Genomic DNA, 26,026 nt, shown 5'->3' with positions numbered 1-26,026 from the left:
AAGGGCTCTAATGAAAATAGTGCAATACCACGTGATTGGTAGAAGAAATGGAAGATGTTATTTGTGACGGTGTCACAAATAGTAAAACCCGGCACACAGGCCGGGTTTTGATATCAGTTTACTCTTATTTTGAGAGTTCTTTCTTGATTTCGTCTTTTATTTTGCTTAATTCACTCTGCGGGTTTTTCTTACAAAGCTCAACGGCTAGCGGCACTGCTGTCGTCTCAGTTTCCTGGAAATCAACGTAGTCCCCGCCTTTAAAATCTTCATCTTCATTCAGCACCCAGAAAGCGACTGGCGCCATCGTCTGCGGATTGAGGTCAACAAACTCCTGGCAGCTCATACCTTTAGGCGTAACGTTTGTTTTAGTAGTATCTGTTGCCGCATTCACGCTAACACTGGTTACCAGCGCTGCCACGATAATACCTGCTGTAGCAAGGGAGAATTTATTCATTGTTGTTACTCCAGTAATTATATAAATAACCTCTACATCTGCGCGTTAACCCGTTAATGTAGAACACAGAAAATAATACCCCTCCTCTCTCAGGAATAAAGATCACCCTCCGTGATATGGCTATTATTGATATTTACGTTGACTGATTTTGATGTTTGATGAATAAAGCAACATGGCGAGCAGATTTTAAGGCGAAAAAGTAGACCACGACAATAGCCACAGACGTGGTCTACGGCGCGTTGAGGTGATAAAAATACGGCAGGGTCTCAGATAGACCGGGAGCGAGTCCTCCGCCTGAAGGTATATTCAACAGCCCGATAAACAAGAGTCGTTACCGGGCTGGCGAGGTTATCAGGCGTTAAGCTGATAGTCGAGGGTGATTTCCGCATTCAGAACCTGCGATACCGGGCACCCGGCTTTTGCTTTCTGGATGATTTGATCGAAAGTTGATGCATCAATACCTGCTACCGCGACTTTGCTTTGTAGCGCAATTTTGGTAATGGCGAAGCCCGCCTCCACCTTATCAAGCGATACGTCAGCGGTGGTGTCAATGGATGTCGGCGTAAATCCAGCCTCTCCCAGCATGAGTGATAGCGCCATGGAGAAACAGGCCGCATGTGCGGCGCCGATTAACTCTTCCGGGTTGGTTCCCTGCGCGCCTTCGAACCGGGTATTGAATCCATACGGTTGTTGATTAAGCACGCCGCTTTCTGTTGATACAGTACCTTTACCCCGTTTGATGTCGCCTTCCCAGTGTGCCTGACCTTTCTTATGGATTGTCATTTTTGCTCTCCTGTTGGCTCAAAAAATAAAGTATAGACTATGCTGATAATCTGCGTTGTCCATGCCGATGGATGTAGCATGTTGTCGATTACCCGCACTTCAGATATAGAAAATAGTTGTATGCTTTTTCAGTGATGGATATTAAACCAACAGGCCTCCCTTTCTTTAAAGAATATATCCCTCCTTTTATCCTTACTTTTTCTTCCGGAAGCGTATTCCATTATGTATATTTTCATTAATATTAAGATTTATCTTATCTCATTGTAATAAATGATAAAAATCGCAATATGTAGCCTTTTAAATGTATATTAATTGACCACTATTTGTATGAGGATATGTAATTGGCAAACATAATATATTTTCTTCTGGGGTAAACAATTAGAGTTCCGCCTTGCGTTAAAATAACTCCAGGACTAATCTTAACCACAGCCGCAAAAATATTTGCCATGCTGAATACGAATTAATTTTCTGCGAGCCGTACTAAATAAATACATGTTCACGGAGGCATTATATGTTTACTTATCACTCAGCAAATACCTCAGCAGCACAACCGGCCCTGGTCAACGCGATTGAACAAGGATTACGCGCGGAGTTAGGCGTTGTCACTGAAGATGATATTTTAATGGAGCTGACCAAATGGGTTGAGGCTTCCGACAATGACATCCTCAGTGACATCTACCAGCAGACCATCAACTATGTGGTAAGCGGGCAGCACCCGACTCTGTAAAACCTGCTATGCTGTATCGGCAACCTTAGGGGTTACGTTTCTTTCGCGTAAGCGAATTTGTCCTTAAAACTAGCAACAGGATTGAGGAGTTAACATGAAATCGAACCGTCAGGCTCGTCATATACTTGGACTGGATTACAGAATTTCCAACCAGCGTAAGGTTGTTACTGAAGGCGACACCAGCAGCGTGGTGAATAACCCAACCGGCAGAAAGCGCCGCGCCGACAGCCAAAAGTAATCGTACAGTCCTGAAATGACGTTAAACACCATTGCATCTGCAATGGTGTTTTTGTTTATAGGAATGACCTTAACGTCTCACAATGCTTTATACTCAGGGTCGGTTCCCTGGTGGAAGGCAATATATGATGATAAACGACGGTGCCAGGGACAGTTATTCGAAAAAGAGTGAGTAACATGGAAACTACAACCAAGAAAGCACGTTCCCTTTATATCCCTTACGCTGGCCCTGTATTGCTGGAATTCCCCCTGTTAAACAAAGGCAGCGCTTTTAGCGTAGAAGAGCGCCGCAACTTCAATTTGTCAGGACTGCTGCCGGAGGTCGTCGAGTCGATTGAAGAACAGGCCGAACGCGCCTGGCTCCAGTATCAGGGGTTTAAAACAGAAATCGATAAGCATATTTACCTGCGTAACATCCAGGATACCAACGAAACGCTCTTTTATCGACTGGTGCAAAACCATCTTGAAGAGATGATGCCGGTTATCTATACCCCGACCGTGGGCGCGGCCTGTGAGCGCTTCTCTGAGATTTATCGCCGGGCGCGCGGCGTATTTATCTCTTATCCGAACCGTCACAATATGGACGACATTTTGCAGAATGTGCCTAACCACAACATTAAAGTTATTGTGGTGACGGATGGCGAACGGATTCTGGGGCTTGGCGATCAGGGCATCGGCGGGATGGGGATCCCTATCGGTAAGCTGTCATTATACACAGCCTGCGGCGGCATTAGTCCGGCCTATACCCTTCCCGTTGTGCTGGATGTCGGCACCAACAATCAACAGTTACTCAACGATCCGCTTTACATGGGCTGGCGTCATCCGCGCATTACCGACGATGAGTATTATGCGTTTGTCGATGAGTTTATTCAGGCCGTTAAGCAGCGCTGGCCAGATATCCTGCTACAGTTTGAAGATTTCGCGCAGAAAAACGCAATGCCGCTGTTGACGCGCTATCGTGATGAGATTTGCTCCTTTAACGATGATATTCAGGGCACCGCAGCCGTGACCGTCGGTACGTTGATCGCCGCCAGCCGCGCTGCCGGCAGTCAGCTTAGCGAGCAGAAAATCGTTTTTCTCGGCGCGGGTTCCGCCGGATGTGGGATTGCTGAACAAATCATCGCGCAGACTCAGCGTGAAGGTTTAAGCGAAGATGCCGCTCGACAGAACGTTTTTATGGTCGATCGCTTCGGCCTGTTGACGGACCGGATGCCTAATTTATTGCCGTTCCAGGCAAAACTGGTGCAGAAATGCGACAATCTCCAGCACTGGGATACCGAAAATGACGTGTTGTCGCTGCTGGATGTGGTGCGTAACGTGAAGCCGGATATTCTGATCGGGGTTTCCGGCCAGACCGGGCTCTTTACTGAAGAGATCATCCGCGAGATGCATAAGCATTGCCCTCGCCCGATCGTCATGCCGCTCTCTAATCCCACCTCTCGCGTGGAGGCCACGCCACAGGACATTATCGCCTGGACGGAAGGCAACGCGCTGGTGGCAACCGGCAGTCCATTCTCGCCGGTCATCTGGAAAGATAAGATTTATCCGATCGCACAATGTAATAACGCCTATATTTTCCCCGGCATCGGTCTGGGGGTTATCGCTTCCGGCGCATCGCGCATTACTGATGAAATGCTGATGTCAGCCAGTGAGACGCTGGCGAAACATTCTCCGCTGGTCAATAACGGCGAAGGATTAGTGTTACCAGCGCTTAAAGACATCCAGGTCGTGTCGCGCGCTATCGCTTTTGCCGTAGGTAAAATGGCGCAGCAACAAGGCGTAGCGGTGAAAACCTCTGCGGAAGCGCTGCAACAGGCGATTGACGATAACTTCTGGAAACCGGAATACCGCGACTACCGTCGGACTTCCATTTAATACGTACCCGGCGGTGAATGCCGCCGGATATCACTTTCTTCTTTAGTTTTGGTGAGTCTGTCGACACACCTGAATTCCTTTCCCTGCTTATTTGTCAAGCTACTAATATTAGCCACCTTTATGTATTGAACGGGGATTTATCAGGATAATCCTGGCTAAACTATTACATTGTATTTCTGCCGCCTTGCATAACTCATCAGAAATATTAATCCTAAAGAGGTAATAGCGCCTTACCTGCTATTACTTACCTGCTATGCAGTTCACTATTAATAAAAGGAGAAGGTTATGAAAGCTGCTGTTGTCACACAAGATCATCAGGTTGATGTTACTGAGAAAACGCTGCGTCCCCTTCGCCACGGTGAAGCTTTGCTAAAAATGGAGTGCTGCGGCGTATGCCATACCGATCTACACGTGAAAAACGGCGATTTCGGTGACAAAACCGGCGTTATTCTGGGACACGAAGGCATTGGCGTCGTGGCGGAAGTCGGTCCTGGTGTCACCTCGCTGAAACCCGGCGATCGCGCGAGTGTCGCGTGGTTTTATGAAGGATGCGGACACTGTGAGTATTGCAATACGGGCAATGAAACCTTATGCCGCAACGTGAAAAATGCCGGTTACACGGTAGATGGCGGTATGGCCGAAGAGTGTATTGTCGTCGCGGATTATGCGGTGAAAGTACCGGAAGGTCTGGACTCTGCAGCGGCAAGTAGTATTACCTGCGCGGGCGTTACCACCTATAAAGCGGTGAAGATTTCTCATATTAAACCTGGCCAGTGGATTGCCATCTACGGTCTGGGCGGTCTGGGTAATCTGGCCTTGCAGTACGCGAAAAACGTTTTCAATGCGAAAGTGATCGCCATTGATGTCAATGATGGACAACTGAAACTGGCCGAGGAAATGGGCGCAGATCTGACCATTAATTCACGTACGGAAGATGCGGCTAAAATTGTGCAGGAAAAAACCGGTGGCGCGCACGCAGCGGTGGTTACCGCGGTCGCTAAGGCGGCGTTTAATTCCGCAGTAGATGCCGTTCGCGCCGGAGGCCGCGTGGTGGCAGTCGGGCTGCCGCCAGAAGCCATGAACCTTGATATCCCTCGCCTGGTGCTGGATGGCATTCAGGTTGTCGGTTCGTTGGTGGGGACACGCCAGGATCTGACCGAAGCCTTCCAGTTTGCGGCGGAAGGAAAAGTCGTGCCAAAAGTCGCTTTACGTCCGCTTGAAGATATCAACGTTATTTTTAAAGAGATGGAACAGGGACAAATTCGTGGCCGTATGGTCATCGATTTCCGCCGTTAAACGATTTGCTGTGGTCGTCTGAGTATACAGACAGCAGATGAAAACAAGGCGCTACGAGGATAGCGCCTTGTTTATCAGATCGCGAAAGAATTACTGAATACCTTTTTCGCTCTCTTTTTTTGCTTCTGCCTTCTCGATTTCACGATACCAGCGTGGATGATGTTTCTTCGCCCAGCGACGGCTGACCTTCCCTTCGATCATGCCTTTAATCGAGCCTTTCACCCAAAACGCCATATACATATGGATGAGGATCGCGTGCATTAAAATAATGCCCGCCGCCGCATGAATTAACAGGCTATAACGCACCACCTGCATGGGAAAATACTGCGCGAAATACGGACGCCAGATAATCACGCCAGTCACCAGCAGCACAAAAATCATGCTCATAATGGACCAGAACATCATCTTCTGTCCGGCATTGTATTTGCCGACATCCGCCACCTTATGCTCATTGCCTTTCAATACTTCGACAATATTTTTCAGCCACGGAATGTCTTTTTTATCCGGGATGTTGTGGTGGACGAAACGCACGAACATAAACATCAGCGCGATGAAGATGGCAATACCGAAGAACGGGTGCAAAATACGTCCCATCTGCGGCGTGCCGAAGGTTTGCGTCAGCCATTGTAGCGTCGGGAAGAAAAACGAAATCCCCGACAGCGCTACCAGGAAGAAGCAGATCACCACCGTCCAGTGACAGGCGCGGTCGACAAATTTCGTGCGCACAATCATTTTCGACTTACTCATGATGATCCTCCTCATCGTCGTCCGTTTCTTTATTCGGGCCAATACCGATGTAGTGGTAAATCAGACCGGCGAAAGTGGCGATAAAGCCCGCTGCGGCCAGCGGTTTTAGCGCCCCTTTCCACAGATTGATTGAGGTATCGATCTGCGGATCTTTCGGCAAGCCGTGGTACAACTCCGGCTGATTGGCATGGTGCAGCACATACATGACGTGCGTGCCGCCGACGCCCTGCGGGTTGTAGATACCGGCATGTTCAAAGCCGCGCGCTTTTAACTTCTCCACGCGTTGCTCACCCAGTTCCAGCATCTCTTTTTTGGTGCCGAAGTGAATCGCCCCGGTCGGACAAGTTTTGACGCAGGCCGGTTCCTGGCCCACGCTGACGCGATCGACGCAGAGCGTACATTTATAAACGCGGTTGTCCTCTTTGTTGAGGCGCGGAATATTAAACGGACACCCGGCGATACAGTAACCACAGCCGATACAGTGTTCAGATTGAAAATCAACAATCCCGTTCGCGTACTGGATGATAGCCCCGGCAGATGGACAGGCTTTAAGACAGCCTGGATCTTCACAGTGCATACAACCATCTTTACGAATCAGCCACTCCAGCTTGCCGTTCTGCTCGGTTTCGGTAAAGCGCATCACCGTCCAGGACTTGGCGCTGAGATCGGCAGGGTTATCGTACACCCCGACACAATGGCCAACGTTATCGCGAATATCGTTCCATTCAGAACAGGCTACCTGGCAGGCTTTACAGCCGACACAGGAGGAGACGTCGATCAGTTTCGCGACTTCGGCTTTGTAATCACGCGCCTGCGGAGGCGGCGTGATGGCGTTTGTTGCGGACCGTTTAATAATGTCCTGCGTTTCCATAGACATATGTTCGCCTCCCTTACGCCTTCTCGATGTTAACTAAAAACGCTTTGTATTCCGGCGTTTGCGAGTTGGCATCACCGACATTTGGCGTCAGAGTATTGGCGATATAGCCTTTGCGCGCGACACCCTCAAAGCCCCAGTGAATCGGGATCCCCACCGTTTCAACCTGCTGACCGTTGACATGCAGGGTGCGAAGACGACGAGTTACCACCGCGACCGCGCGAATAAACCCGCGTTTACTGCTCACCTTCACATAGTCGCCGTTAGCAATACCTTTCGCTGCCGCCAGCGTCTCACTGATCTCCACAAACTGTTCCGGCTGAGCGATAGCGTTAAGTAGCGCATGTTTGGTCCAGGTATGGAAATGCTCTGTGAGGCGGTAAGTCGTGCCCACGTACGGAAACTGCTCCTTCTTACCCATGCGCAGCGCATCTTCTTCATACAGACGCGCAGCCGGGTTCGAGACCACATTCGGGTGCAGCGGGTTAGTGCCCAGCGGCGTTTCCATCGGCTCGTAATGCTCAGGGAACGGTCCTTCCGCCATTTTATCAATAGCAAACAGACGTCCCAGCCCTTCCGGCTGCATGATAAATGGATTGGTCCCGCTCCCCGGCGCCGCGTTGTTAAAGTCCGGAATATCGTTCCCTGTCCACTTCGCGCCGTTCCACTGGATCAGCATCCGTTTTGGATCCCACGGTTTACCCTGCGGGTCCGCCGAAGCGCGGTTATACAATACGCGACGGTTTAGCGGCCACGCCCACGCCCAACCCAGTGTATTGCCAAGCCCTGACGGGTCGGCGTTATCACGTCTGGACATCTGGTTGCCCTGCTCCGTCCAGCTACCGGTATAAATCCAGCAGGAGGAGGATGTCGTACCGTCATCGCGCAGTAATGCAAAACTACTCAACAACTGGCCTTTCCTGGCAAGCAGTGTACCGTTGGCGTCATAGAGATCTTCCAGCGCATAGCCGTTGTTCTCTTTCGCCACTTCTTCCGAATGCGGTTCATCCGGCTGCTTGTAGTTCCAGCTCATCTTCAATAGTGGTTCGGCGCCTTTACCGCCTTCTGCGCGATACATTTCACGCAGACGATGGTAAATACCGGCCAGAATCTCGCCGTCGTTACGCGCTTCGCCCGGCGCGTCCTGACCTTTCCAGTGCCACTGTAACCAGCGACCGGAGTTAGCGATAGAGCCATCCTCTTCCGCAAAACAGGTAGACGGCAGACGGAAGACTTCGGTCTGAATCGTTGTCGGATCGACATCATTAGATTCGCCGTGGTTCTGCCAGAACGTTGACGTTTCAGTCACCAGCGGATCGATAACGACCAGATACTTCAGTTTGCTTAAGCTTTGCACCACTTTGTTTTTGTCCGGGAAGGACGCCACCGGGTTAAAGCCCTGACAGAAATAGCCGGTGACTTTCCCGCTATCCATCATGTTGAAATATTTGATCACGTCATAGGACTGATCCCATTTAGGCAGCCAGGCAAAGCCCCAGTCATTCTCTTTCTGCGCTGCATCGCCATAGAAAGATTTCATCAGGCTGACGAAGAACTTAGGATAATTACCCCAGTAGTTGACCTGATCGGCCAGCGTCGCTTTGGGGGTATTCGCTGCCAGATAAGTTTGCAGATCGGCCTGTTTTTCCGATGGCAGCGTCAGGTAGCCCGGCAGGCTGGTGGAGAGCAGTCCTAAATCCGTTAAACCCTGAATATTAGAGTGGCCGCGCAAGGCGTTCACACCGCCGCCAGCCATCCCCATATTGCCGAGCAGCAACTGGATCATCGCCATAGTACGGATGTTCTGCGCCCCGACGGTATGTTGCGTCCAGCCCAGCGCATACAGGAAGGTGGTAGTGCGATCCGGCGCGCTGGTAGAGGCCAACACCTCACACACCTTCAGGAAATCCGCTTTCGGCGTACCGCAGATGTTTTCCACGACGTCCGGCGTGTAGCGCGAAACGTGCTGCTTCAGCAGATTCCACACACAGCGTGGGTGCGTCAACGTTTCATCACGTTTGGCATAGCCGTTTTCATCGAACTGGTAGTTCCAGGAGGATTTATCGTACTGACGCTTTTGGGCGTCATAGCCGCTGAAAAGACCGTCATCAAAGGCAAAATCATCCCGCACCAGCAGGCTGGCGTTGGTGTAATGCTTAACGTATTCAGCGTTGATTTTGTTATTTTCGATCAGGTACAGCAAAACGCCGGACAGAAAGGTAATGTCTGTACCGGAACGTATTGGCGCATAGATATCCGCCACCGACGCCGTACGCGTAAAGCGTGGATCAACGACAATCAGCGTCGCATCGTTATTGTTTTTCGCTTCCATCGCCCAGCGGAAACCCACCGGATGCGCTTCTGCGGCATTGCCGCCCATCACCATCACGACGTTGGCGTTTTTAATATCCACCCAGTGGTTGGTCATCGCACCGCGACCAAATGTTGGAGCAAGACTTGCTACCGTTGGTCCGTGTCAGACGCGCGCCTGGTTATCTACCGCCAGCATACCGAGAGAACGCGCAAACTTCTGCGTCAGCATACCCGTTTCATTGCTGGCCGCCGAGGCGCACAGCATTCCGGTAGAGAGCCAGCGGTTAACCGTGACGCCCTGCTCATTCTTTTCAATAAAGTTGGCGTCGCGGTCGGCTTTCATTAATTTAGCAATACGAGTGAAAGCGTCATCCCAGCTAATGCGCTGCCACTTGTCGGAACCCGGCGCGCGGTATTCCGGATAGCGTAGGCGATCTTCACTGTGAACATAGTCCAGCAAACCGGCCCCTTTCGGGCACAGCGCGCCACGGCTTACCGGATGATCCGGGTCGCCTTCAATATGGTAAATCGCTTCTTTCGCGTTTTTTGCCCCATCTCCCAGGCTATACATTAATAGCCCGCAACCTACGGAACAGTATGTGCAGGAGTTACGGATCTCTTTTGCGCGCAACAGCTTATAGTTTCGCGCCTGAGCCAGGGCCATTTTAGGGGTAAAACCCAGTGCGGCCACCGTTGTTCCCGCCATACCGCCCGCGCAGATTTTAAAAAATTGTCTGCGGCTGACGTCCATTGCTTTCCTCTTTTTTCCACGGATGCACGCCTCCTTCGAACTGCAGCAAAACCTCAGCCCAGGATACGTGTATAACTTCGCGAGGAAACTAACAGCAAAATCGATAACTTTTTTGCGTCAAATCAATATTGAAACGGTTCCGCTATTAAATAGCCCTATTTTTAAACTGCAATAACTCCAGGGAGGTACTAAAAAATGACACTGCATGGCATCGCCCTCGGAAAAAGTGCTATAAGTGGCAGTTTATTTTGCGCGGTATTCAGGACAGTCACAAAGCATGACATCACAAAAAGCAACGCTAATAGGGCTTGTTGCCATCGTTCTGTGGAGCACGATGGTTGGGTTAATTCGCGGCGTCAGCGAAGGTCTCGGACCGGTAGGCGGCGCAGCCATGATCTATTCATTAAGCGGTCTGCTGCTGATTTTTACCGTCGGATTACCTGATATCCGCCGTTTCCCGGGGCGATACCTCATCGCAGGCAGCGTACTGTTTGTCAGTTATGAAATATGCCTGGCGCTTTCTCTCGGTTATGCCGCCACTCGCCATCAGGCTATCGAAGTCGGCATGGTTAACTATTTATGGCCCAGCCTGACCATTCTGTTTGCCATTCTTTTTAATGGGCAAAAAACTAACTGGCTTATTGTTCCTGGATTGCTTATTGCACTTACTGGCGTTTGCTGGGTTCTGGGGGGCGAGAATGGTCTTAATCCAGGAGAAATTATCAGCAATGTCGCCACCAGTCCGCTAAGTTATTTACTGGCATTTCTTGGGGCGTTTATATGGGCGACATACTGCACCGTCACAAATAAATATGCGCGTGGTTTTAACGGTATCACCGTCTTTGTGTTACTCACCGCCGTGGCGCTGTGGTTCCACTATTTTCTTACGCCGCAACCTGCCATGATATTTAGCCTACCGGTGATTGCTAAACTTTTTACCGCGGCATTAACGTTAGGGTTTGCCTACGCCGCATGGAATGTGGGCATACTTCATGGCAATGTGACTATCATGGCCGTAGGGTCTTATTTTACCCCCGTCATGTCCTCTGCTCTGGCAGCGCTGTTACTCAGCTCACCACTGTCATTCTCCTTCTGGCAAGGCGCAGTCATGGTTTGCGTAGGTTCACTACTTTGTTGGCTGGCAACGCGGCGGCGCTAATAGCGACGGGCGGGCCGATGTTGATATTAAATCGACCCGCTGTACCTTGACACTCTTCATAACACAACTACGCTTTTATCTATCGCCTGTGTGTATTTGACGATTTTTCATTTTCACGTGCTCCCCCTGCGCCATACTAGGATGCGCTGGTAAAAATGGATTTTATAAAATCGTTAAATATGTTAATGCAATGATATAATCATATTAACAAATATATAATTAACGTTAGCTCGCAACTGTATTAGTGCATATAATAATCAGTCGTTACTACCAAAAATAAAACCATAAACAGCCCAATAGTCCCCTCCGAAAATATATCTTATTAGACAGTCCCTATTTGAATTAATACTCTCAAATGTATTAAGGAGATCTCGATCACACAAATTAAAATAATTTGTAATCTTATGAAACTTATTATTGAACTTATGCCACTCCGTCATTTAAAAATAGTCTGCCATTGACAAACGCCTCGTTTAACAATGGTTGAGGAAACACGCTAAGAAAATTATAAGGATTATTAAAATGAAACTTAAGTTAGTGGCAGTGGCAGTGACTTCCCTGTTGGCAGCAGGCGTTGTAAATGCAGCCGAGGTATATAACAAAGACGGCAATAAACTGGATCTGTACGGTAAAGTTCACGCTCAGCATTATTTCTCTGATGATAACGGAAGTGATGGTGACAAAACTTACGCGCGTCTGGGCTTTAAAGGCGAAACGCAGATCAACGATCAGTTAACCGGTTTTGGCCAGTGGGAATATGAATTCAAAGGCAACCGTACTGAAAGCCAGGGCGCTGACAAAGACAAAACCCGTCTGGCGTTTGCTGGTCTGAAATTCGCTGACTACGGTTCTTTCGACTACGGTCGTAACTACGGCGTTGCTTACGACATCGGCGCATGGACCGACGTTCTGCCAGAGTTTGGTGGCGATACCTGGACTCAGACTGACGTCTTCATGACTGGCCGTACTACTGGTGTTGCCACCTACCGTAACACTGACTTCTTTGGCCTGGTTGAAGGTCTGAACTTTGCCGCGCAGTACCAGGGCAAAAATGACCGTGACGGCGCGTACGAGTCTAACGGCGACGGTTTCGGTCTGTCCGCAACGTATGAGTACGAAGGTTTTGGCGTAGGTGCGGCCTATGCGAAGTCTGACCGTACTAACAACCAGGTGAAAGCAGCGAGCAACCTGAATGCTGCGGGTAAAAACGCTGAAGTCTGGGCTGCTGGTCTGAAATATGATGCGAACAACATCTACCTGGCGACCACCTACTCCGAAACGCTGAACATGACCACCTTTGGTGAAGATGCAGCGGGTGATGCGTTTATCGCGAATAAAACCCAGAACTTTGAAGCAGTTGCTCAGTATCAGTTCGACTTCGGTCTGCGTCCGTCCATCGCTTACCTGAAATCCAAAGGTAAAAACCTGGGTACTTACGGTGACCAGGATCTGGTTGAGTACATCGATGTCGGTGCTACCTACTACTTCAACAAAAACATGTCCACCTTCGTTGATTACAAAATCAACCTGCTGGACGACAGCGACTTCACCAAAGCGGCTAAAGTGTCTACCGACAACATCGTTGCTGTTGGTCTGAACTACCAGTTCTAATTTTGTTGTAGTCTGAATACAAAGCCAGTCCTTTCAGGGCTGGCTTTTTCTCTTGATGTAGACTCGGTCATAAGGAGTATGCCGTGCAGACGTTCACTGGTCGTTGTCTTTGCGGACAGAGCCATTTTACCGTTGACGTCGAAATGCTGGATGTCTATGCCTGCCATTGTACGCTGTGTCAAAAATGGTCGGGTGGAATAGCCATGTATCTGGAAGCCTGCGGGCAACCACAGCTAGCCCCCCTTTCCCCGGAACCGCCATACTTTTCATCCTCTTCGCGCGGCGAACGCTACTTCTGTTCCGGCTGCGGGTGTCCGCTGTGGTTTCGGCTTACCGATACCGATCGCTATTTTATTCCCTGGACCTTACTGGAACTGAACGAAGTTGATCGCCGTCGGCTGATTCTGGCTGCGGAAATTTATACCGAAACCCAGCCTGCCTTCTGGCGACTGACGGGGCAATACGCACGCCTCAGCGGTAAAGAGGTTGAGGAAATGGACTCCCCCTGCCAGCTAGCGCATTAAGCGCTTATCTCACCAGGCGTTATGTTATCGGCGTTGGGCTTTTGCCAGGCTGAACCACATCCCTACCGCCAGCAAAAGAAGCATACTCCCGGCGCTGCTTAACGCCACGCTATGCGACCAGATAAAGGCATGTCTGGCGGCGTCCAGTATTGCCTGCCCCTGCGTGGGCGGTAGGCTATTCGCCAACTGCACGGCTTCTCCCATTGAAGATGACGCTCTGGCAATCTCTTGCGCCTCAAGCCCGGCAGGCAGACGGATAGACGCGGAGAAGCTACGGCTTAACAACAGACCGAAAATGGCAATGCCCAGTCCCGCGCCCAGTTCATAAGCCATCGTTTCTATCGCGCCGGCCGCCGCCGCTTTTTCTGCCGGCGCAGCGGCCATAATTGCCGACGTGGAAGCCAGCAATGCGCTGGCGGCGCTAAATCCCAGCAGCGCCATCAGCCCCCAGGCCTGCCATTGCTGGGTGCTGAAATCCGTCATCGCCAGGCCATAAAAACTCAGCGCGCTTAACGCCATGCCGCCCGTCGCGACCAGCCGTAGTCCCAGACGCGAGACCAGCACGCCCGCAATCGGCCCGCTGAATCCACTGGCGACCATCACCGGCAGCATAAATACCCCGGCCTCATAAGGCGATAGCCCGTGAACAAACTGTAGCTCTTGCGCCATCAGCAGCTCAAAGCCCACCAGAGTGATCATCGCGGTCATCGCCATCACGACGCCGCTCAGGATAATGCGATGGGTAAATAGTCGCATATCAATCATCGGACGCGATGTCGCAAGCTGTGTGCGGATAAAGAGTCCCAGGAGCAGCGCGCCGGTAAGCAGGGTAAACGAGATGACCCACAGCGACAAATGCCCTTTCAGCGCGGTTTTAGCGCTATAGACCAACAGCAAAATGGCAATAATCAGCATCACCGCATGGCCAAGATTGAGCGGTTGATCGCGACGGCCCGCCTGGCGAGGAACATAACGGGCGGTTAAGCCCATGACGACCAGCACAATCGGCACGTTGATCAGGAAAACCGATCCCCAGTAAAAATGCTCTAATAATATGCCGCCGATGAGCGGCCCAAACGCCGCTCCGCCCGAACCTACCGCTGCCCAGACGCCCAGCGCCATGTTGCGATGCTTCTCTTCACAAAAGGTGGCGCGTATCCCGGCCAGCGTCGCCGGTACAATCATCGCCGCGCCAATAGCCAGTAATACCCTGGTGGCGATAAGCCAACTGGCGGTATGCGAAAACGCCGCCGCCAATGATGCCAGGCCAAAGAGCGTCCCGCCCAGCATCAGCAGGCGTTTAAAACCGATACGATCGCCAAGCGCGCCCATCGGCAACACCATGCCAGCCATGACCAAAGAATAAATATCAATGATCCACAGCAGCTCGTTGCCGCTGGCCCCCAGTGTCATACTCAGTGTCGGCGCGGCGACATGCAAGACCGTGGCATCAATGGCGACAGGAATATAGACCAGCACAATAATGACTAACGTTAACCACTGACGAAACATAACTCTCCCTTCAAAAACTCAAATTTGGACGCTTGTCCAGCTTCAGGATCCTACGGTAAGTTGAACGAATGTCCAGCTTTTTGTTACACTGCGCGCATTGGCTAATGTGGGGAAAATATGAGTTACCTTAACCGGGATGAACGCCGCGAAGTGATCCTGCAAGCGGCGATGCGCGTGGCGCTGGCAGACGGGTTTGCCGCCATGACGGTGCGACGAATTGCATCAGAAGCCGATGTCGCCGCCGGCCAGGTGCATCACCACTTCAGCTCGGCGGGCGAGCTCAAAGCGCTGGCCTTTGTCCATTTGATCCGCACCCTGCTTGATGCCGGGCAAGTTCCGCCGCCCGCCACCTGGCGTGCACGGCTTCACGCTATGTTGGGTAGCGAAGACGGCGGCTTTGAGCCTTACATAAAATTGTGGCGAGAGGCGCAAATTCTGGCCGATCGGGATCCGCACATCAGAGATGCTTATCTCCTCACGATGCAGATGTGGCATGAGGAAACGGTCACAATTATCGAGCAGGGCAAACAGGCAGGAGAATTTACGTTTACTGCTAACGCCACGGATATCGCCTGGCGGCTTATCGCACTGGTGTGCGGGCTGGACGGTATGTATGTGCTGGGTATTCCGGAAATGGCCGATCCCGCGTTTAAATACCATCTGGATCGGATGATTACGCTTGAACTCTTTGCGTAAAGTTACAAATAATTTAATAAAAATCACTTTTAATTTACAAATAGTAACAATTAAGAAGCATCATATCTCCTCTTCGCGCCGCGCTGGCCTGGTTTTTTATCTATTCTTTCACTCAATATTCTAAAAAAACTTCAATAAGTTCTCAAAAGAGCGCGTGACGCTCTGTCTCTTTTTTGTGTTTTTTTCAAATGATATGCGCATGTGAGGGGGAAAATGACACGACAAAACGAGAATTATAACCGTTATCTCTTGAGTGACTGGCGACCCGAAAATCCAGCCTTCTGGGAGAATAAAGGGAAAGGCATCGCCAGAAGAAACTTATGGATTTCAGTAAGTTGTTTGCTCCTGGCATTTTGCGTCTGGATGTTGTTTAGCGCTGTTGCCGTCAACCTCAATAAAATTGGATTTAATTTTACCACCGACCAACTCTTTTTATTAACCGCATTACCTTCTCTTTCCGGCGCAATATTACGCGTTCCCTACTCCTTTATGGTACCACTGTTTGGTGGCCGTAAATGGACCGTATTAAGTACCGTAATATTGATTATTCCCTGCGCCTGGCTGGGATTCGCCGTGCAAAATCCTGCCACCCCTTTCGGGGTATTTATGCTCATCGCTCTGTTGTGCGGTTTTGCGGGGGCTAACTTCGCGTCCAGTATGGGCAACATCAGTTTTTTCTTTCCAAAAGCCAGACAAGGTAGCGCGTTGGGTATTAACGGCGGCCTGGGAAATCTTGGCGTCAGTGTGATGCAGTTGCTTGCGCCGCTGGTTATTTTTCTGCCGATATTTACTTTTTTAGGCGTCCAGGGCGTGCCGCAACCTGATGGCTCCCTGCTCGCCCTCACTAACGCCGCCTGGATCTGGGTGCCGTTACTGGCTGTCGCGACGCTTGCCGCCTGGTTTGGTATGAACGATATCGGCAGTTCAAAAGCGTCTGTCGCCTCGCAATTGCCGGTGCTAAAACGTCTGCACCTGTGGCTGCTTAGCCTGCTGTACCTGGCGACATTCGGGTCATTCATCGGCTTTTCCGCAGGTTTCGCCATGCTCGCCAAAACGCAATTTCCCGACGTAAACATTCTGCAACTGGCGTTCTTTGGCCCCTTTATCGGCGCGCTGGCGCGATCGGCAGGCGGCGTGATCTCCGATAAATTCGGCGGCGTTCGCGTAACGCTCATTAATTTTATCTTTATGGCGCTGTTTACCGCCCTGCTATTTCTCACGCTGCCAGGCTCCGGCGCAGGCAGCTTTAGCGCGTTCTATCTTGTTTTTATGGGCCTGTTTTTGACAGCGGGTCTCGGCAGCGGTTCTACCTTCCAGATGATTGCGGTGATCTTCCGTCAGATCACGCTCTACAACGTCAAACTGCGCGGCGGGAGCGATGAGCAGGCGCAGCGCGAAGCGGTGACGGATACCGCCGCCGCGCTCGGTTTTATCTCCGCTATTGGCGCTGTGGGCGGCTTCTTTATTCCAAAAGCGTTTGGCACCTCTTTGGCCTTGACCGGCTCGCCGGTGGGCGCCATGAAAATCTTTTTGCTGTTTTACATCGCTTGCGTCCTGCTGACCTGGCTGGTCTACGGGCGTCGTAAGCCTAAACAACAATAACAACATACGCACCTGTAGGACGGCCATCCGGTAATGGTTTAACGCCAAATCGACAGGATGGCGGAAAATTTATCGAAGCAGGAGAAATGTCATGAGTAAACTGTTGGATCGCTTTCGTTACTTTAAACAAAAAGGCGATACCTTTGCCGACGGCCATGGTCAGGTGATGCATACCAACCGCGACTGGGAAGACAGTTATCGCCAGCGCTGGCAGTTTGATAAGATCGTGCGCTCAACCCACGGCGTCAACTGCACGGGCTCCTGTAGTTGGAAAATTTATGTCAAAAATGGTCTGGTGACGTGGGAAACCCAGCAAACCGACTACCCGCGCACGCGTCCCGATTTACCGAACCATGAACCGCGCGGCTGCCCGCGCGGCGCCAGCTACTCCTGGTATCTCTATAGCGCCAATCGTTTGAAATACCCTCTGGTGCGTAAGCGGCTGATAGAACTGTGGCGCGAGGCCCTTTCCCGGCACAGCGATCCGGTACTGGCATGGGAATCTATAATGAACGACCCGCAAAAATGCCAAAGTTACAAACAGGTGCGCGGACATGGCGGCTTTATTCGTTCGAACTGGAAAGAGCTGAATCAGCTCATTGCCGCTGCTAACGTCTGGACAATCAAAACCTATGGTCCGGATCGTGTGGCGGGGTTTTCACCTATTCCGGCAATGTCGATGGTTTCTTACGCCGCCGGAACACGTTATCTGTCATTGCTTGGCGGTACTTGTCTGAGCTTCTATGACTGGTATTGCGATCTTCCACCCGCGTCGCCAATGACCTGGGGCGAGCAGACTGATGTGCCGGAGTCTGCCGACTGGTATAACTCAGCCTACATTATTGCCTGGGGCTCTAACGTGCCGCAGACGCGTACCCCGGACGCCCACTTCTTTACTGAAGTGCGCTACAAAGGCACTAAGACGATCGCCATCACCCCGGACTATTCCGAAGTCGCTAAACTGTGCGATCAGTGGCTGGCGCCAAAGCAAGGTACCGACAGCGCGCTGGCGATGGCTATGGGTCACGTTATTTTAAAAGAGTTTCATCTCGATAATCCCAGCGACTATTTTCTTAACTATTGCCGCCGTTATACCGACATGCCAATGCTGGTCCTGTTGGATGAGCGCGCAGACGGCAGTTATGTGCCGGGGCGTATGATGCGCGCATCGGATCTGGTGGATGGACTGGGAGAAGCCAATAATCCGGAATGGAAAACCGTCGCGCTCAACAGTACGGGCGAACTGGTCGCGCCCAACGGTTCTATCGGTTTTCGCTGGGGCGAAAAGGGAAAATGGAACCTTGAACCGGTGGCGGCGGGCGTCGAAACTGAACTGTCGCTCTCTTTACTCGGTCAGCATGATGACGTGGCGGGTGTCGCTTTCCCCTATTTTGGCGGTAACGAAAACCCACATTTTCGCAGCGTGCGGCAGGAACCGGTGCTGGTACGTCAGTTACCGGTGAAACGCCTGGCTCTGGCGGACGGTAGCGAGCGGATGGCCGTCAGCGTTTACGATCTGGTGCTGGCGAATTATGGGCTGGATCGTGGTCTGGATGACGGCCATAGCGCCAATAATTATAACGACGTAAAAGCCTACACGCCGGCCTGGGGCGAACAGATTACCGGCGTGCCGCGTCGACATATCGAAACTATTGCGCGTGAATTTGCCGAGACCGCCCATAAAACTCACGGTCGCTCAATGATCATCCTCGGCGCGGGAGTGAATCACTGGTATCACATGGATATGAATTACCGTGGGATGATTAACATGCTGGTGTTCTGCGGCTGTGTTGGACAAACCGGCGGCGGCTGGGCGCACTATGTCGGCCAGGAGAAGCTGCGGCCGCAAACCGGCTGGCTGCCGCTGGCCTTCGCGCTGGACTGGAATCGCCCACCGCGTCAGATGAACAGTACCTCGTTTTTCTACAACCATGCCAGCCAGTGGCGCTATGAAAAACTGACTGCGCAAGAGTTGCTGTCGCCGCTGGCCGATCCGGCTAAATTTTCCGGACACCTGATCGATTTCAACGTGCGCGCGGAACGTATGGGCTGGCTACCTTCGGCGCCGCAGCTTAATCTTAACCCGCTCAGCGTGAAAGCGAGCGCCGATAAAGCCGGGCTGTCTGCGGCGGATTATACCGTGCAGGCGTTGAAATCAGGCGCTATCCGTTTTGCCTGCGAACAGCCTGACAGTGGTCATAATCACCCGCGAAATTTATTTGTCTGGCGCTCTAACCTGCTCGGCTCCTCCGGGAAAGGTCATGAGTACATGCTCAAATATCTGCTGGGCACCGACAGCGGTATCCAGGGCGAAGCGCTGGGTTCCAGCGAAGGAATTAAGCCTGAAGAGGTGGAATGGCAGTCCGCCGCGATTGAGGGCAAGCTCGATCTGTTGGTCACGCTTGATTTCCGTATGTCCAGTACCTGTCTGTTTTCCGATATCGTTTTGCCGACCGCCACCTGGTATGAAAAAGACGATATGAATACCTCGGATATGCATCCGTTTATCCACCCCCTTTCCGCTGCGGTCGATCCTGCCTGGGAATCCAAAAGCGACTGGGAGATCTACAAAGGTATCGCCAGCGTCTTTTCTGAAGTGTGTGTCGGACACCTCGGACAGGAAACCGATGTGGTGCTACACCCGCTCCAGCATGATTCCCCGGCGGAACTGGCGCAGCCATTTGATATTCTCGACTGGCGTAAAGGCGAGTGCGAACTTATTCCGGGCAAAACCGCCCCCAATATCGTCGTGGTTGAACGCGATTATCCGGCCACCTATGAACGTTTTACCTCGCTGGGTCCCCTGCTGGATAAATTAGGCAACGGCGGTAAGGGGATTGCCTGGAATACGCAAGATGAAGTCGATTTCCTCGGTAAGCTCAATTACACCAAACACGATGGCCCGGCGAAAGGACGTCCGCGAATAGACACCGCGCTGGATGCTTCGGAAGTGATTCTTGCCTTAGCGCCGGAAACTAACGGTCAGGTGGCGGTGAAAGCCTGGCAGGCGTTGGGCGAGATGACCGGGCGCGAGCACACCCATCTGGCCATCAATAAAGAAGATGAGAAAATTCGCTTTCGTGATATCCAGGCGCAACCGCGCAAAATTATCTCCAGCCCGACCTGGTCAGGACTGGAAAGCGAGCATGTCTCTTATAACGCCGGATATACCAACGTACATGAACTGATCCCGTGGCGCACGTTGTCGGGGCGGCAACAACTCTATCAGGATCATGCGTGGATGCGCGCTTTTGGCGAAAGCCTGGTGGCATATCGCCCGCCGATTGATACCCGCAGCGTCAGCGAAATGCGAGAAATTCCGCCCAACGGTTTCCCGGAAAAAGCGCTTAACTTCCTGACGCCGCACCAGAAATGGGGAATTCACTCCACCTACAGCGAAAACCTGCTGATGCTGACCTTGTCGCGCGGCGGGCCGATTGTCTGGATCAGCGAAGCCGATGCCCGTGAACTGGGTATTGAAGATAACGACTGGATTGAAGCCTTCAACGCTAATGGCGCCCTTACCGCTCGTGCGGTGGTCAGCCAGCGCGTCCCGCCGGGTATGACCATGATGTACCACGCCCAGGAGCGGATTATGAACATTCCGGGTTCGGAAGTCACCGGGATGCGCGGCGGGATCCATAACTCCGTGACCCGGGTCTGTCCAAAACCGACGCATATGATCGGCGGCTATGCGCAACTGGCTTACGGCTTCAACTATTACGGAACCGTGGGTTCGAATCGCGATGAATTCATCATGATCAGGAAGATGAAAAACATTAACTGGCTGGATGATGAGGGCCGGGATCAGGTACAGGAGGCGAAAAAATGAAAATACGCTCACAGGTTGGGATGGTACTGAATCTCGATAAATGTATTGGCTGTCACACCTGCTCCGTCACCTGTAAAAACGTCTGGACCGGACGTGAAGGGATGGAATACGCATGGTTCAATAACGTCGAAACAAAACCGGGTATCGGCTATCCCAAAAACTGGGAAGACCAACAGGAGTGGCAAGGCGGTTGGGTTCGTGATGTTAATGGCAAGATAAGGCCCCGTCTGGGCGGCAAAATGGGGGTAATTAGCAAAATTTTCGCCAACCCGGTGATTCCGCAAATCGATGATTACTATGAACCCTTTACCTTCGATTATCAGCATTTACATACTGCGCCGGAGAGTAAGCATCAGCCCACTGCCCGTCCTCGTTCACTGATTGACGGAAAACGGATGGACAAGGTGATCTGGGGGCCAAACTGGGAAGAGCTGCTCGGCGGCGAGTTTGAAAAACGCGCCCGCGACCGCAACTTCGACAACATACAAAAAGAGATGTACGGTCAGTTCGAAAACACCTTCATGATGTACCTGCCGCGCCTGTGCGAACACTGCCTGAACCCCAGTTGTGTAGCCACCTGCCCAAGTGGCGCTATTTATAAGCGTGAAGAAGACGGCATCGTGCTAATCGACCAGGATAAATGCCGGGGCTGGCGTTTGTGTATCAGCGGCTGCCCGTACAAAAAAATCTACTTTAACTGGAAGAGCGGCAAGTCTGAGAAGTGCATATTTTGCTATCCGCGTATTGAATCCGGCCAGCCGACCGTTTGTTCGGAAACCTGCGTCGGGCGCATCCGTTATCTTGGCGTTCTGCTCTACGACGCCGACAGGATTGAAGACGCGGCCAGTACCGAACACGAGACAGATTTGTATGAACGTCAGTGCGATGTGTTTCTCGATCCGCACGATCCGGCGGTCATCGAAGAGGCGCTTAAACAGGGCATCCCGCAAAACGTCATCGACGCCGCCCAACGGTCGCCGGTGTACAAAATGGCGATGGACTGGAAGCTGGCGCTTCCGCTGCACCCGGAATACCGTACCCTGCCGATGGTCTGGTACGTACCGCCGCTATCGCCCATCCAGTCATACGCTGACGCGGGCGGGTTGCCGCACAATGGCAATATTCTGCCGGCGGTGGAAACGCTGCGTATTCCAGTCCAGTACCTGGCCAATATGCTCAGCGCGGGCGACACCGGCCCGGTCATTCGGGCGCTAAAGCGGATGATGGCGATGCGACACTACATGCGCTCGCAGACGGTTGAAGGCGTGACGGATACCCGCGCCATTGAGGAAGTCGGTCTGAGCATACAACAGGTTGAAGAGATGTATCGCTACCTGGCGATTGCCAATTATGAAGATCGTTTTGTCATTCCCACCAGCCACCGGGAAATGGCGCGCGATGCCTTTCCGGAGCGCAACGGCTGCGGCTTTACTTTTGGCGACGGTTGTCACGGGTCGGATACCAAATTCAACCTGTTCAACAGTAGCCGTATTGATGCCATCAATATCACCGAAGTGCGTGATAAAGCGGAGGGGGAATAATGCAAATCCTCAAAGCGATTGGCCTGTTGATGGAGTATCCGGACGACGAGTTGTGGGAATGTCGGGATGAAGCGCTTGTCCTTATCCAACACGATGCGCCAATGCTGGTCGACTTCACTCGCGAGCTACTTTATGCGCCGTTACTGGATAAACAAGCAGAATGGTGCGAAGTGTTTGACCGCGGGCGCGCCACTTCATTGCTGTTATTCGAGCATGTTCATGCGGAGTCCCGCGATCGCGGCCAGGCGATGGTCGATTTGTTAAGCCAGTATGAAACCGTGGGCCTGCAGCTCAACTGCCGCGAACTGCCGGATCACCTGCCGCTCTATCTGGAGTACTTAAGCGTGTTGCCGGAAGCGGAAGCGCGCGAGGGATTACAGAATATTGCCCCTATTCTGGCGCTGCTGGGCGGTCGTCTGAAACAGCGAGGAGCGCCGTGGTATCAACTGTTTGACGCCCTGCTGACGCTGGCGGGCAGTACGTTTACAAGTGACAGTGTCACCAAGCAGATTGTTCAGGAATCGCGGGATGATACCCGTCAGGCACTGGACGCCGTCTGGGAAGAAGAGCAGGTGAAGTTTATCGAAGATAACGCCACGACCTGTGACAGTTCACCGTTACACCATTATCAACGACGCTTTAGCCAGGACGCGGCGCCGCAGTACGTCGACGTCAGCGCGGGAGGCCCGAAATGATACAGTACCTGAACGTCTTTTTTTACGATATCTACCCCTATATTTGCGCCACGGTCTTCTTCCTCGGCAGTTGGCTGCGCTATGACTACGGACAATATACCTGGCGCGCGTCGTCCAGCCAGATGCTGGATAAGCGTGGGATGGTGATATGGTCGAATCTGTTCCATATTGGCATTCTGGGGATCTTTTTTGGCCATCTGTTTGGGATGCTGACACCACACTGGATGTATGCCTGGTTCCTGCCGATTGCGGTAAAACAGCAGATGGCGATGATCCTCGGCGGCGTGTGCGGCGTATTAACGTTGATCGGCGGCGCGGGATTACTGTGGCGTCGTCTGACCAATCAGCGTGTGCGGGCGACATCCACTACACCTGATATTATCATCATGAGCATTTTGCTGATTCAGTGCCTGCTTGGCCTGAGCACCATTCCGTTTTCGGCGCAATATCCGGATGGCAGCGAAATGATGAAGTTGGTGGGCTGGGCGCAAAGTATTGTCACCTTCCGCGGCGGGTCTTCGGAAATGCTGAGCGGTGTGGCGTTTGTTTTCCGCGTTCATCTGGTGCTGGGAATGACTATTTTCCTGCTCTTCCCGTTCACCCGCCTGGTTCATGTCTGGAGCGCGCCGTTTGAGTATTTCACCCGTCGCTACCAGATTGTTCGTACCCGCCGCTAATTCTCTTTGCCCGGGGGTACGCTTACCGGGCAAAGAAAAACGCCTGGGCGTCGTCATTCGGCAACGCACAGGCTATGATGATTCTTCAGTCAAAGGAGAACATCAATGAAACCGCAGATTTACCATGTTGACGCCTTCACCAGCGAACCCTTTCGCGGCAACTCTGCTGGCGTTGTCTTACATGCGGATACGCTAAGCGACGCGCAGATGCAGCTGATTGCCCGTGAACTTCGTCACTCGGAAACCGCCTTTTTGCTAAAAAGCGAAGAGAGTGATGTGCGCATACGCTACTTTACACCGACAGTAGAAGTCCCTATCTGTGGTCATGCCACCGTGGCCGCGCATTATGTTCGGGCAACGGTACTGGGGTTGGGAAACACCACCGTCTGGCAAACCTCGTTAGCGGGCCGTCATCGCGTTGAAATTCATGCCGAACACAACGACTATCGCATCACGCTGGAACAAGGTCAGCCCTCTTTTGAACCACCGTTAGTCGGAGAGATTCGGGCTGCCATCATCACCGCACTGAACCTGACTGAAGATGATATCGTACCGGGAGCGCCAATTCAGGTGGCTTCAACAGGACATGCAAAAGTGATGATCCTGCTCAAACCAGACGTTGATATTGATGCCCTTTCTCCTAATCTGGCAGCCCTGACGGCAATCAGCCAGCAAATTGGCTGTAACGGCTTTTTTCCTTTCCAGATTCGTCCGGGAAAAAACGAAACCGATGGGCGAATGTTTTCCCCGGCGATAGGAATTGTGGAAGATCCGGTAACGGGAAACGCCAATGGCCCGATGGGGGCATGGCTCGTCCAACATGGCCTGATGGCGCATGACGGTAAAACGCTGCAGATTCAAGGCCATCAGGGGCGCGCTTTAGGCAAAGAGGGTACTGTTGATGTTACCGTCACCATTCGCGATAACCAGCCGGAAAACGTCACCATCTCCGGCCAGGCGGTCATTCTGTTTCATGCCGAATGGGCCATTACTTTTTAATCTTTGTCAGGCCCGCAAACCCTCGCGGCAAAAAATTATTTTCCCGCCTCCAGATGGGTATCAAATGCAGCCATTACCGCGGCCAGCTCCGCCTCGGTAAAACCGTGCTTTACATCATTTACGCCGAGACCAAACTGCTGCTGAAGTAACTGATACAACGACGGTACATCCGGTACATTGACCTGGTCAACGGCATGTCCCTGGTGGTAACGTGTGAAGTGGAAATTCGTTAATGTCAGCTTGCCGCCATCAGGCAAATGGCGGCACATCAACAAATGATGACGAAAATGGGATTGCGGCCAGTGAGCCGACCAGAAATTGCCCATCACATGATCGCTCTGCTGCTGCACCCCCAGATCAAAACAATACATCGACTGCCAGTGCTCATGGTGGCGGAATTGTAAAATCCATGTGCTCCCCTCCTGCATCAGGCGGTATTCGCCATGCGGCGTTTGCTGAGCAATTTCAGCCTGCAGACGAAGCGGCGCGGTTAGCGTTTGGCCGCCAAACCCCACGTCCGCGATCCACTGCTCATCCTCAACATCAACCAGCAGCAAACGGTGCGTGCGTGGCGGTAAACTGGCGGGATGAGACAGAATGACCCGCCCCAATAAGCTTCGGACGTTAAAACCGATGTCGCGTAACGCGCGTTCAAACAGGCCATTCAGTTCAAAACAGTATCCACCGCGTCGGGCATAAAGCAGTTTCTCCTCTAATGCCGTCTCATCGAGCTGTATTTCACGAGGCAGTAGCACATCCAGATTTTCAAAAGGAATCGCGCAGTTGTGCGCTAAGTGAAGCGTTCTGAGCGCTTCAACCGTAGGAACCCCCAACGGCTGACAATGTAATCGCGTAAAATAAGCATGTAAAAAAGAGGTCATCTGAGGCTTCCATTAACATTAATGCTTGCGTTCGGCACACAGGCTGAGGCGGATATCGCTGCGCAACAGGATACCCTATCCGTGGAATAGCGTTGGATACTTTTGAAAAAAATAAGACAGGCCGGCTACAGCCGCCGGAGGTACGTGGGATTTTGGCGTACAAACGGAAATCGGGTTCTGAGAATCTCTTTGCGACACGCCGCCAAAATAGCGGCGTGTTAAAATTTTTAACGCCAGCTC

General features: G+C 51.9%; 21 protein-coding genes. 14 read left to right on the top strand and 7 right to left on the bottom strand.

All coding sequences use genetic code 11. From position 1 onward, the window contains the following. Positions 1 to 124 precede the first annotated feature (124 nt). Positions 125 to 454 carry an acid-activated periplasmic chaperone HdeB gene (hdeB, locus tag ACLJNW_RS03870; RefSeq protein ID WP_001032161.1) on the bottom strand — a complete coding sequence of 110 codons (330 nt, stop codon included), beginning with the start codon at positions 452 to 454 and terminating at the stop codon, positions 125 to 127. Positions 455 to 805: 351 nt separating this feature from the next. After that, a complete protein-coding gene (locus ACLJNW_RS03865) occupies positions 806 to 1,237 on the bottom strand; it encodes an OsmC family protein (RefSeq protein WP_023204407.1) in 432 nt (143 codons plus the stop codon). Positions 1,238 to 1,748: 511 nt separating this feature from the next. On the opposite strand from ACLJNW_RS03865, the gene bdm reads away from it, so the two are divergent. The 4 genes from bdm (at position 1,749) to adhP (ending at position 5,372) form a co-directional block, all read left to right on the top strand. Further along, positions 1,749 to 1,964, top strand: a complete 216-nt coding sequence (gene bdm / locus ACLJNW_RS03860) for a biofilm-dependent modulation protein (protein WP_000495700.1) — start codon at positions 1,749 to 1,751, stop codon at positions 1,962 to 1,964. A gap of 94 nt (positions 1,965 to 2,058) precedes the next feature. Next, positions 2,059 to 2,202 (top strand): stationary-phase-induced ribosome-associated protein, encoded by a 144-nt coding sequence (gene sra, locus ACLJNW_RS03855; protein ID WP_000841559.1) that lies wholly within the window; start codon positions 2,059 to 2,061, stop codon positions 2,200 to 2,202. A 176-nt stretch (positions 2,203 to 2,378) separates the two neighbouring features. Beyond that, positions 2,379 to 4,076, top strand: coding sequence for an NAD-dependent malic enzyme (locus ACLJNW_RS03850; protein WP_000450509.1), 1,698 nt, complete (start codon positions 2,379 to 2,381; stop codon positions 4,074 to 4,076). Positions 4,077 to 4,361: 285 nt separating this feature from the next. Then, positions 4,362 to 5,372: an alcohol dehydrogenase AdhP gene (gene adhP, locus ACLJNW_RS03845; protein WP_000642447.1), complete on the top strand. Its 1,011-nt coding sequence runs from the start codon at positions 4,362 to 4,364 to the stop codon at positions 5,370 to 5,372. Between the two features lie 90 nt (positions 5,373 to 5,462). On the opposite strand, the gene fdnI is transcribed toward adhP, so the two are convergent. Genes fdnI through fdnG form a run of 3 tightly spaced genes read right to left on the bottom strand, consistent with a single transcriptional unit; the run spans position 5,463 to position 10,057 of the window. Continuing rightward, positions 5,463 to 6,119 (bottom strand): formate dehydrogenase-N subunit gamma, encoded by a 657-nt coding sequence (fdnI, locus tag ACLJNW_RS03840; RefSeq protein ID WP_000045658.1) that lies wholly within the window; start codon positions 6,117 to 6,119, stop codon positions 5,463 to 5,465. Then, positions 6,112 to 6,996 carry a formate dehydrogenase subunit beta gene (fdxH, locus tag ACLJNW_RS03835; protein WP_000061599.1) on the bottom strand — a complete coding sequence of 295 codons (885 nt, stop codon included), beginning with the start codon at positions 6,994 to 6,996 and terminating at the stop codon, positions 6,112 to 6,114. The genes fdnI and fdxH overlap by 8 nt, the downstream gene beginning before the upstream one ends. 13 nt (positions 6,997 to 7,009) lie before the next feature. Next, positions 7,010 to 10,057 (bottom strand): formate dehydrogenase-N subunit alpha, encoded by a 3,048-nt coding sequence (fdnG, locus tag ACLJNW_RS03830; RefSeq protein ID WP_001574320.1) that lies wholly within the window; start codon positions 10,055 to 10,057, stop codon positions 7,010 to 7,012. Between the two features lie 277 nt (positions 10,058 to 10,334). On the opposite strand from fdnG, the gene yddG reads away from it, so the two are divergent. From yddG to ACLJNW_RS03815, 3 genes are all read left to right on the top strand, one after another. Beyond that, positions 10,335 to 11,216 carry an aromatic amino acid efflux DMT transporter YddG gene (yddG, locus tag ACLJNW_RS03825; protein WP_000203795.1) on the top strand — a complete coding sequence of 294 codons (882 nt, stop codon included), beginning with the start codon at positions 10,335 to 10,337 and terminating at the stop codon, positions 11,214 to 11,216. A 522-nt stretch (positions 11,217 to 11,738) separates the two neighbouring features. Then, positions 11,739 to 12,827, top strand: coding sequence for a porin OmpD (gene ompD / locus ACLJNW_RS03820; RefSeq protein ID WP_000769035.1), 1,089 nt, complete (start codon positions 11,739 to 11,741; stop codon positions 12,825 to 12,827). Positions 12,828 to 12,970: 143 nt separating this feature from the next. After that, complete coding sequence (locus ACLJNW_RS03815; protein WP_014343841.1) at positions 12,971 to 13,351, top strand: GFA family protein; 381 nt, start codon at positions 12,971 to 12,973, stop codon at positions 13,349 to 13,351. 24 nt (positions 13,352 to 13,375) lie between these two features. On the opposite strand, the gene smvA is transcribed toward ACLJNW_RS03815, so the two are convergent. Further along, positions 13,376 to 14,863 carry a methyl viologen efflux MFS transporter SmvA gene (gene smvA, locus ACLJNW_RS03810; RefSeq protein ID WP_000489731.1) on the bottom strand — a complete coding sequence of 496 codons (1,488 nt, stop codon included), beginning with the start codon at positions 14,861 to 14,863 and terminating at the stop codon, positions 13,376 to 13,378. Between the two features lie 117 nt (positions 14,864 to 14,980). Between smvA and ACLJNW_RS03805 the strand changes: the two genes are divergently transcribed. From ACLJNW_RS03805 to ACLJNW_RS03775, 7 genes are all read left to right on the top strand, one after another. Further along, positions 14,981 to 15,559, top strand: coding sequence for a TetR family transcriptional regulator (locus ACLJNW_RS03805; RefSeq protein ID WP_000121038.1), 579 nt, complete (start codon positions 14,981 to 14,983; stop codon positions 15,557 to 15,559). Between the two features lie 213 nt (positions 15,560 to 15,772). Beyond that, positions 15,773 to 17,161, top strand: coding sequence for a NarK family nitrate/nitrite MFS transporter (locus ACLJNW_RS03800; protein WP_024154598.1), 1,389 nt, complete (start codon positions 15,773 to 15,775; stop codon positions 17,159 to 17,161). 91 nt (positions 17,162 to 17,252) lie between these two features. Then, positions 17,253 to 20,993, top strand: a complete 3,741-nt coding sequence (locus ACLJNW_RS03795) for a nitrate reductase subunit alpha (protein WP_024154599.1) — start codon at positions 17,253 to 17,255, stop codon at positions 20,991 to 20,993. Beyond that, complete coding sequence (gene narH / locus ACLJNW_RS03790; RefSeq protein WP_024154600.1) at positions 20,990 to 22,534, top strand: nitrate reductase subunit beta; 1,545 nt, start codon at positions 20,990 to 20,992, stop codon at positions 22,532 to 22,534. The genes ACLJNW_RS03795 and narH overlap by 4 nt, the downstream gene beginning before the upstream one ends. Further along, positions 22,534 to 23,229 (top strand): nitrate reductase molybdenum cofactor assembly chaperone, encoded by a 696-nt coding sequence (narW, locus tag ACLJNW_RS03785; RefSeq protein ID WP_024154601.1) that lies wholly within the window; start codon positions 22,534 to 22,536, stop codon positions 23,227 to 23,229. Before narH ends, narW begins: the two co-directional genes overlap by 1 nt. Continuing rightward, positions 23,226 to 23,906 (top strand): respiratory nitrate reductase subunit gamma, encoded by a 681-nt coding sequence (narI, locus tag ACLJNW_RS03780; RefSeq protein ID WP_000617106.1) that lies wholly within the window; start codon positions 23,226 to 23,228, stop codon positions 23,904 to 23,906. The genes narW and narI overlap by 4 nt, the downstream gene beginning before the upstream one ends. Before the next feature lie 105 nt (positions 23,907 to 24,011). Further along, a complete protein-coding gene (locus ACLJNW_RS03775; RefSeq protein ID WP_000804299.1) occupies positions 24,012 to 24,905 on the top strand; it encodes a PhzF family isomerase in 894 nt (297 codons plus the stop codon). 35 nt (positions 24,906 to 24,940) lie between these two features. On the opposite strand, the gene nhoA is transcribed toward ACLJNW_RS03775, so the two are convergent. Next, the gene (gene nhoA, locus ACLJNW_RS03770) at positions 24,941 to 25,786 is read right to left on the bottom strand and encodes an N-hydroxyarylamine O-acetyltransferase (protein WP_023203971.1); all 846 of its coding nucleotides are present in this window, start codon (positions 25,784 to 25,786) and stop codon (positions 24,941 to 24,943) included. Positions 25,787 to 26,026: the final 240 nt, after the last annotated feature.

It is taken from the genome of Salmonella sp. SAL4457, from assembly GCF_046548235.1.
Classification (GTDB): domain Bacteria; phylum Pseudomonadota; class Gammaproteobacteria; order Enterobacterales; family Enterobacteriaceae; genus Salmonella; species Salmonella enterica.
The sequence above is the reverse complement of the archived record's forward strand: the minus strand, read 5'-3'. Positions and strand labels throughout refer to the sequence as shown.

What these genes read in the sequence shown, in the direction of transcription:
- ACLJNW_RS03815 (WP_014343841.1), top strand. Translation starts at nt 12,971, where the DNA reads ATGCTGGATGTCTATGCCTGCCATTGTACGCTGTGTCAAAAATGGTCG.
- adhP (WP_000642447.1), top strand. Translation starts at nt 4,362, where the DNA reads ATGAAAGCTGCTGTTGTCACACAAGATCATCAGGTTGATGTTACTGAG.
- ACLJNW_RS03800 (WP_024154598.1), top strand. Translation starts at nt 15,773, where the DNA reads ATGACACGACAAAACGAGAATTATAACCGTTATCTCTTGAGTGACTGG.
- hdeB (WP_001032161.1), bottom strand. Translation starts at nt 454, where the DNA reads ATGAATAAATTCTCCCTTGCTACAGCAGGTATTATCGTGGCAGCGCTG.
- nhoA (WP_023203971.1), bottom strand. Translation starts at nt 25,786, where the DNA reads ATGACCTCTTTTTTACATGCTTATTTTACGCGATTACATTGTCAGCCG.
- fdxH (WP_000061599.1), bottom strand. Translation starts at nt 6,996, where the DNA reads ATGTCTATGGAAACGCAGGACATTATTAAACGGTCCGCAACAAACGCC.
- ACLJNW_RS03850 (WP_000450509.1), top strand. Translation starts at nt 2,379, where the DNA reads ATGGAAACTACAACCAAGAAAGCACGTTCCCTTTATATCCCTTACGCT.
- smvA (WP_000489731.1), bottom strand. Translation starts at nt 14,863, where the DNA reads ATGTTTCGTCAGTGGTTAACGTTAGTCATTATTGTGCTGGTCTATATT.
- yddG (WP_000203795.1), top strand. Translation starts at nt 10,335, where the DNA reads ATGACATCACAAAAAGCAACGCTAATAGGGCTTGTTGCCATCGTTCTG.
- ACLJNW_RS03775 (WP_000804299.1), top strand. Translation starts at nt 24,012, where the DNA reads ATGAAACCGCAGATTTACCATGTTGACGCCTTCACCAGCGAACCCTTT.
- ACLJNW_RS03865 (WP_023204407.1), bottom strand. Translation starts at nt 1,237, where the DNA reads ATGACAATCCATAAGAAAGGTCAGGCACACTGGGAAGGCGACATCAAA.
- ACLJNW_RS03805 (WP_000121038.1), top strand. Translation starts at nt 14,981, where the DNA reads ATGAGTTACCTTAACCGGGATGAACGCCGCGAAGTGATCCTGCAAGCG.
- fdnI (WP_000045658.1), bottom strand. Translation starts at nt 6,119, where the DNA reads ATGAGTAAGTCGAAAATGATTGTGCGCACGAAATTTGTCGACCGCGCC.
- narH (WP_024154600.1), top strand. Translation starts at nt 20,990, where the DNA reads ATGAAAATACGCTCACAGGTTGGGATGGTACTGAATCTCGATAAATGT.
- sra (WP_000841559.1), top strand. Translation starts at nt 2,059, where the DNA reads ATGAAATCGAACCGTCAGGCTCGTCATATACTTGGACTGGATTACAGA.
- narW (WP_024154601.1), top strand. Translation starts at nt 22,534, where the DNA reads ATGCAAATCCTCAAAGCGATTGGCCTGTTGATGGAGTATCCGGACGAC.
- bdm (WP_000495700.1), top strand. Translation starts at nt 1,749, where the DNA reads ATGTTTACTTATCACTCAGCAAATACCTCAGCAGCACAACCGGCCCTG.
- ompD (WP_000769035.1), top strand. Translation starts at nt 11,739, where the DNA reads ATGAAACTTAAGTTAGTGGCAGTGGCAGTGACTTCCCTGTTGGCAGCA.
- narI (WP_000617106.1), top strand. Translation starts at nt 23,226, where the DNA reads ATGATACAGTACCTGAACGTCTTTTTTTACGATATCTACCCCTATATT.
- ACLJNW_RS03795 (WP_024154599.1), top strand. Translation starts at nt 17,253, where the DNA reads ATGAGTAAACTGTTGGATCGCTTTCGTTACTTTAAACAAAAAGGCGAT.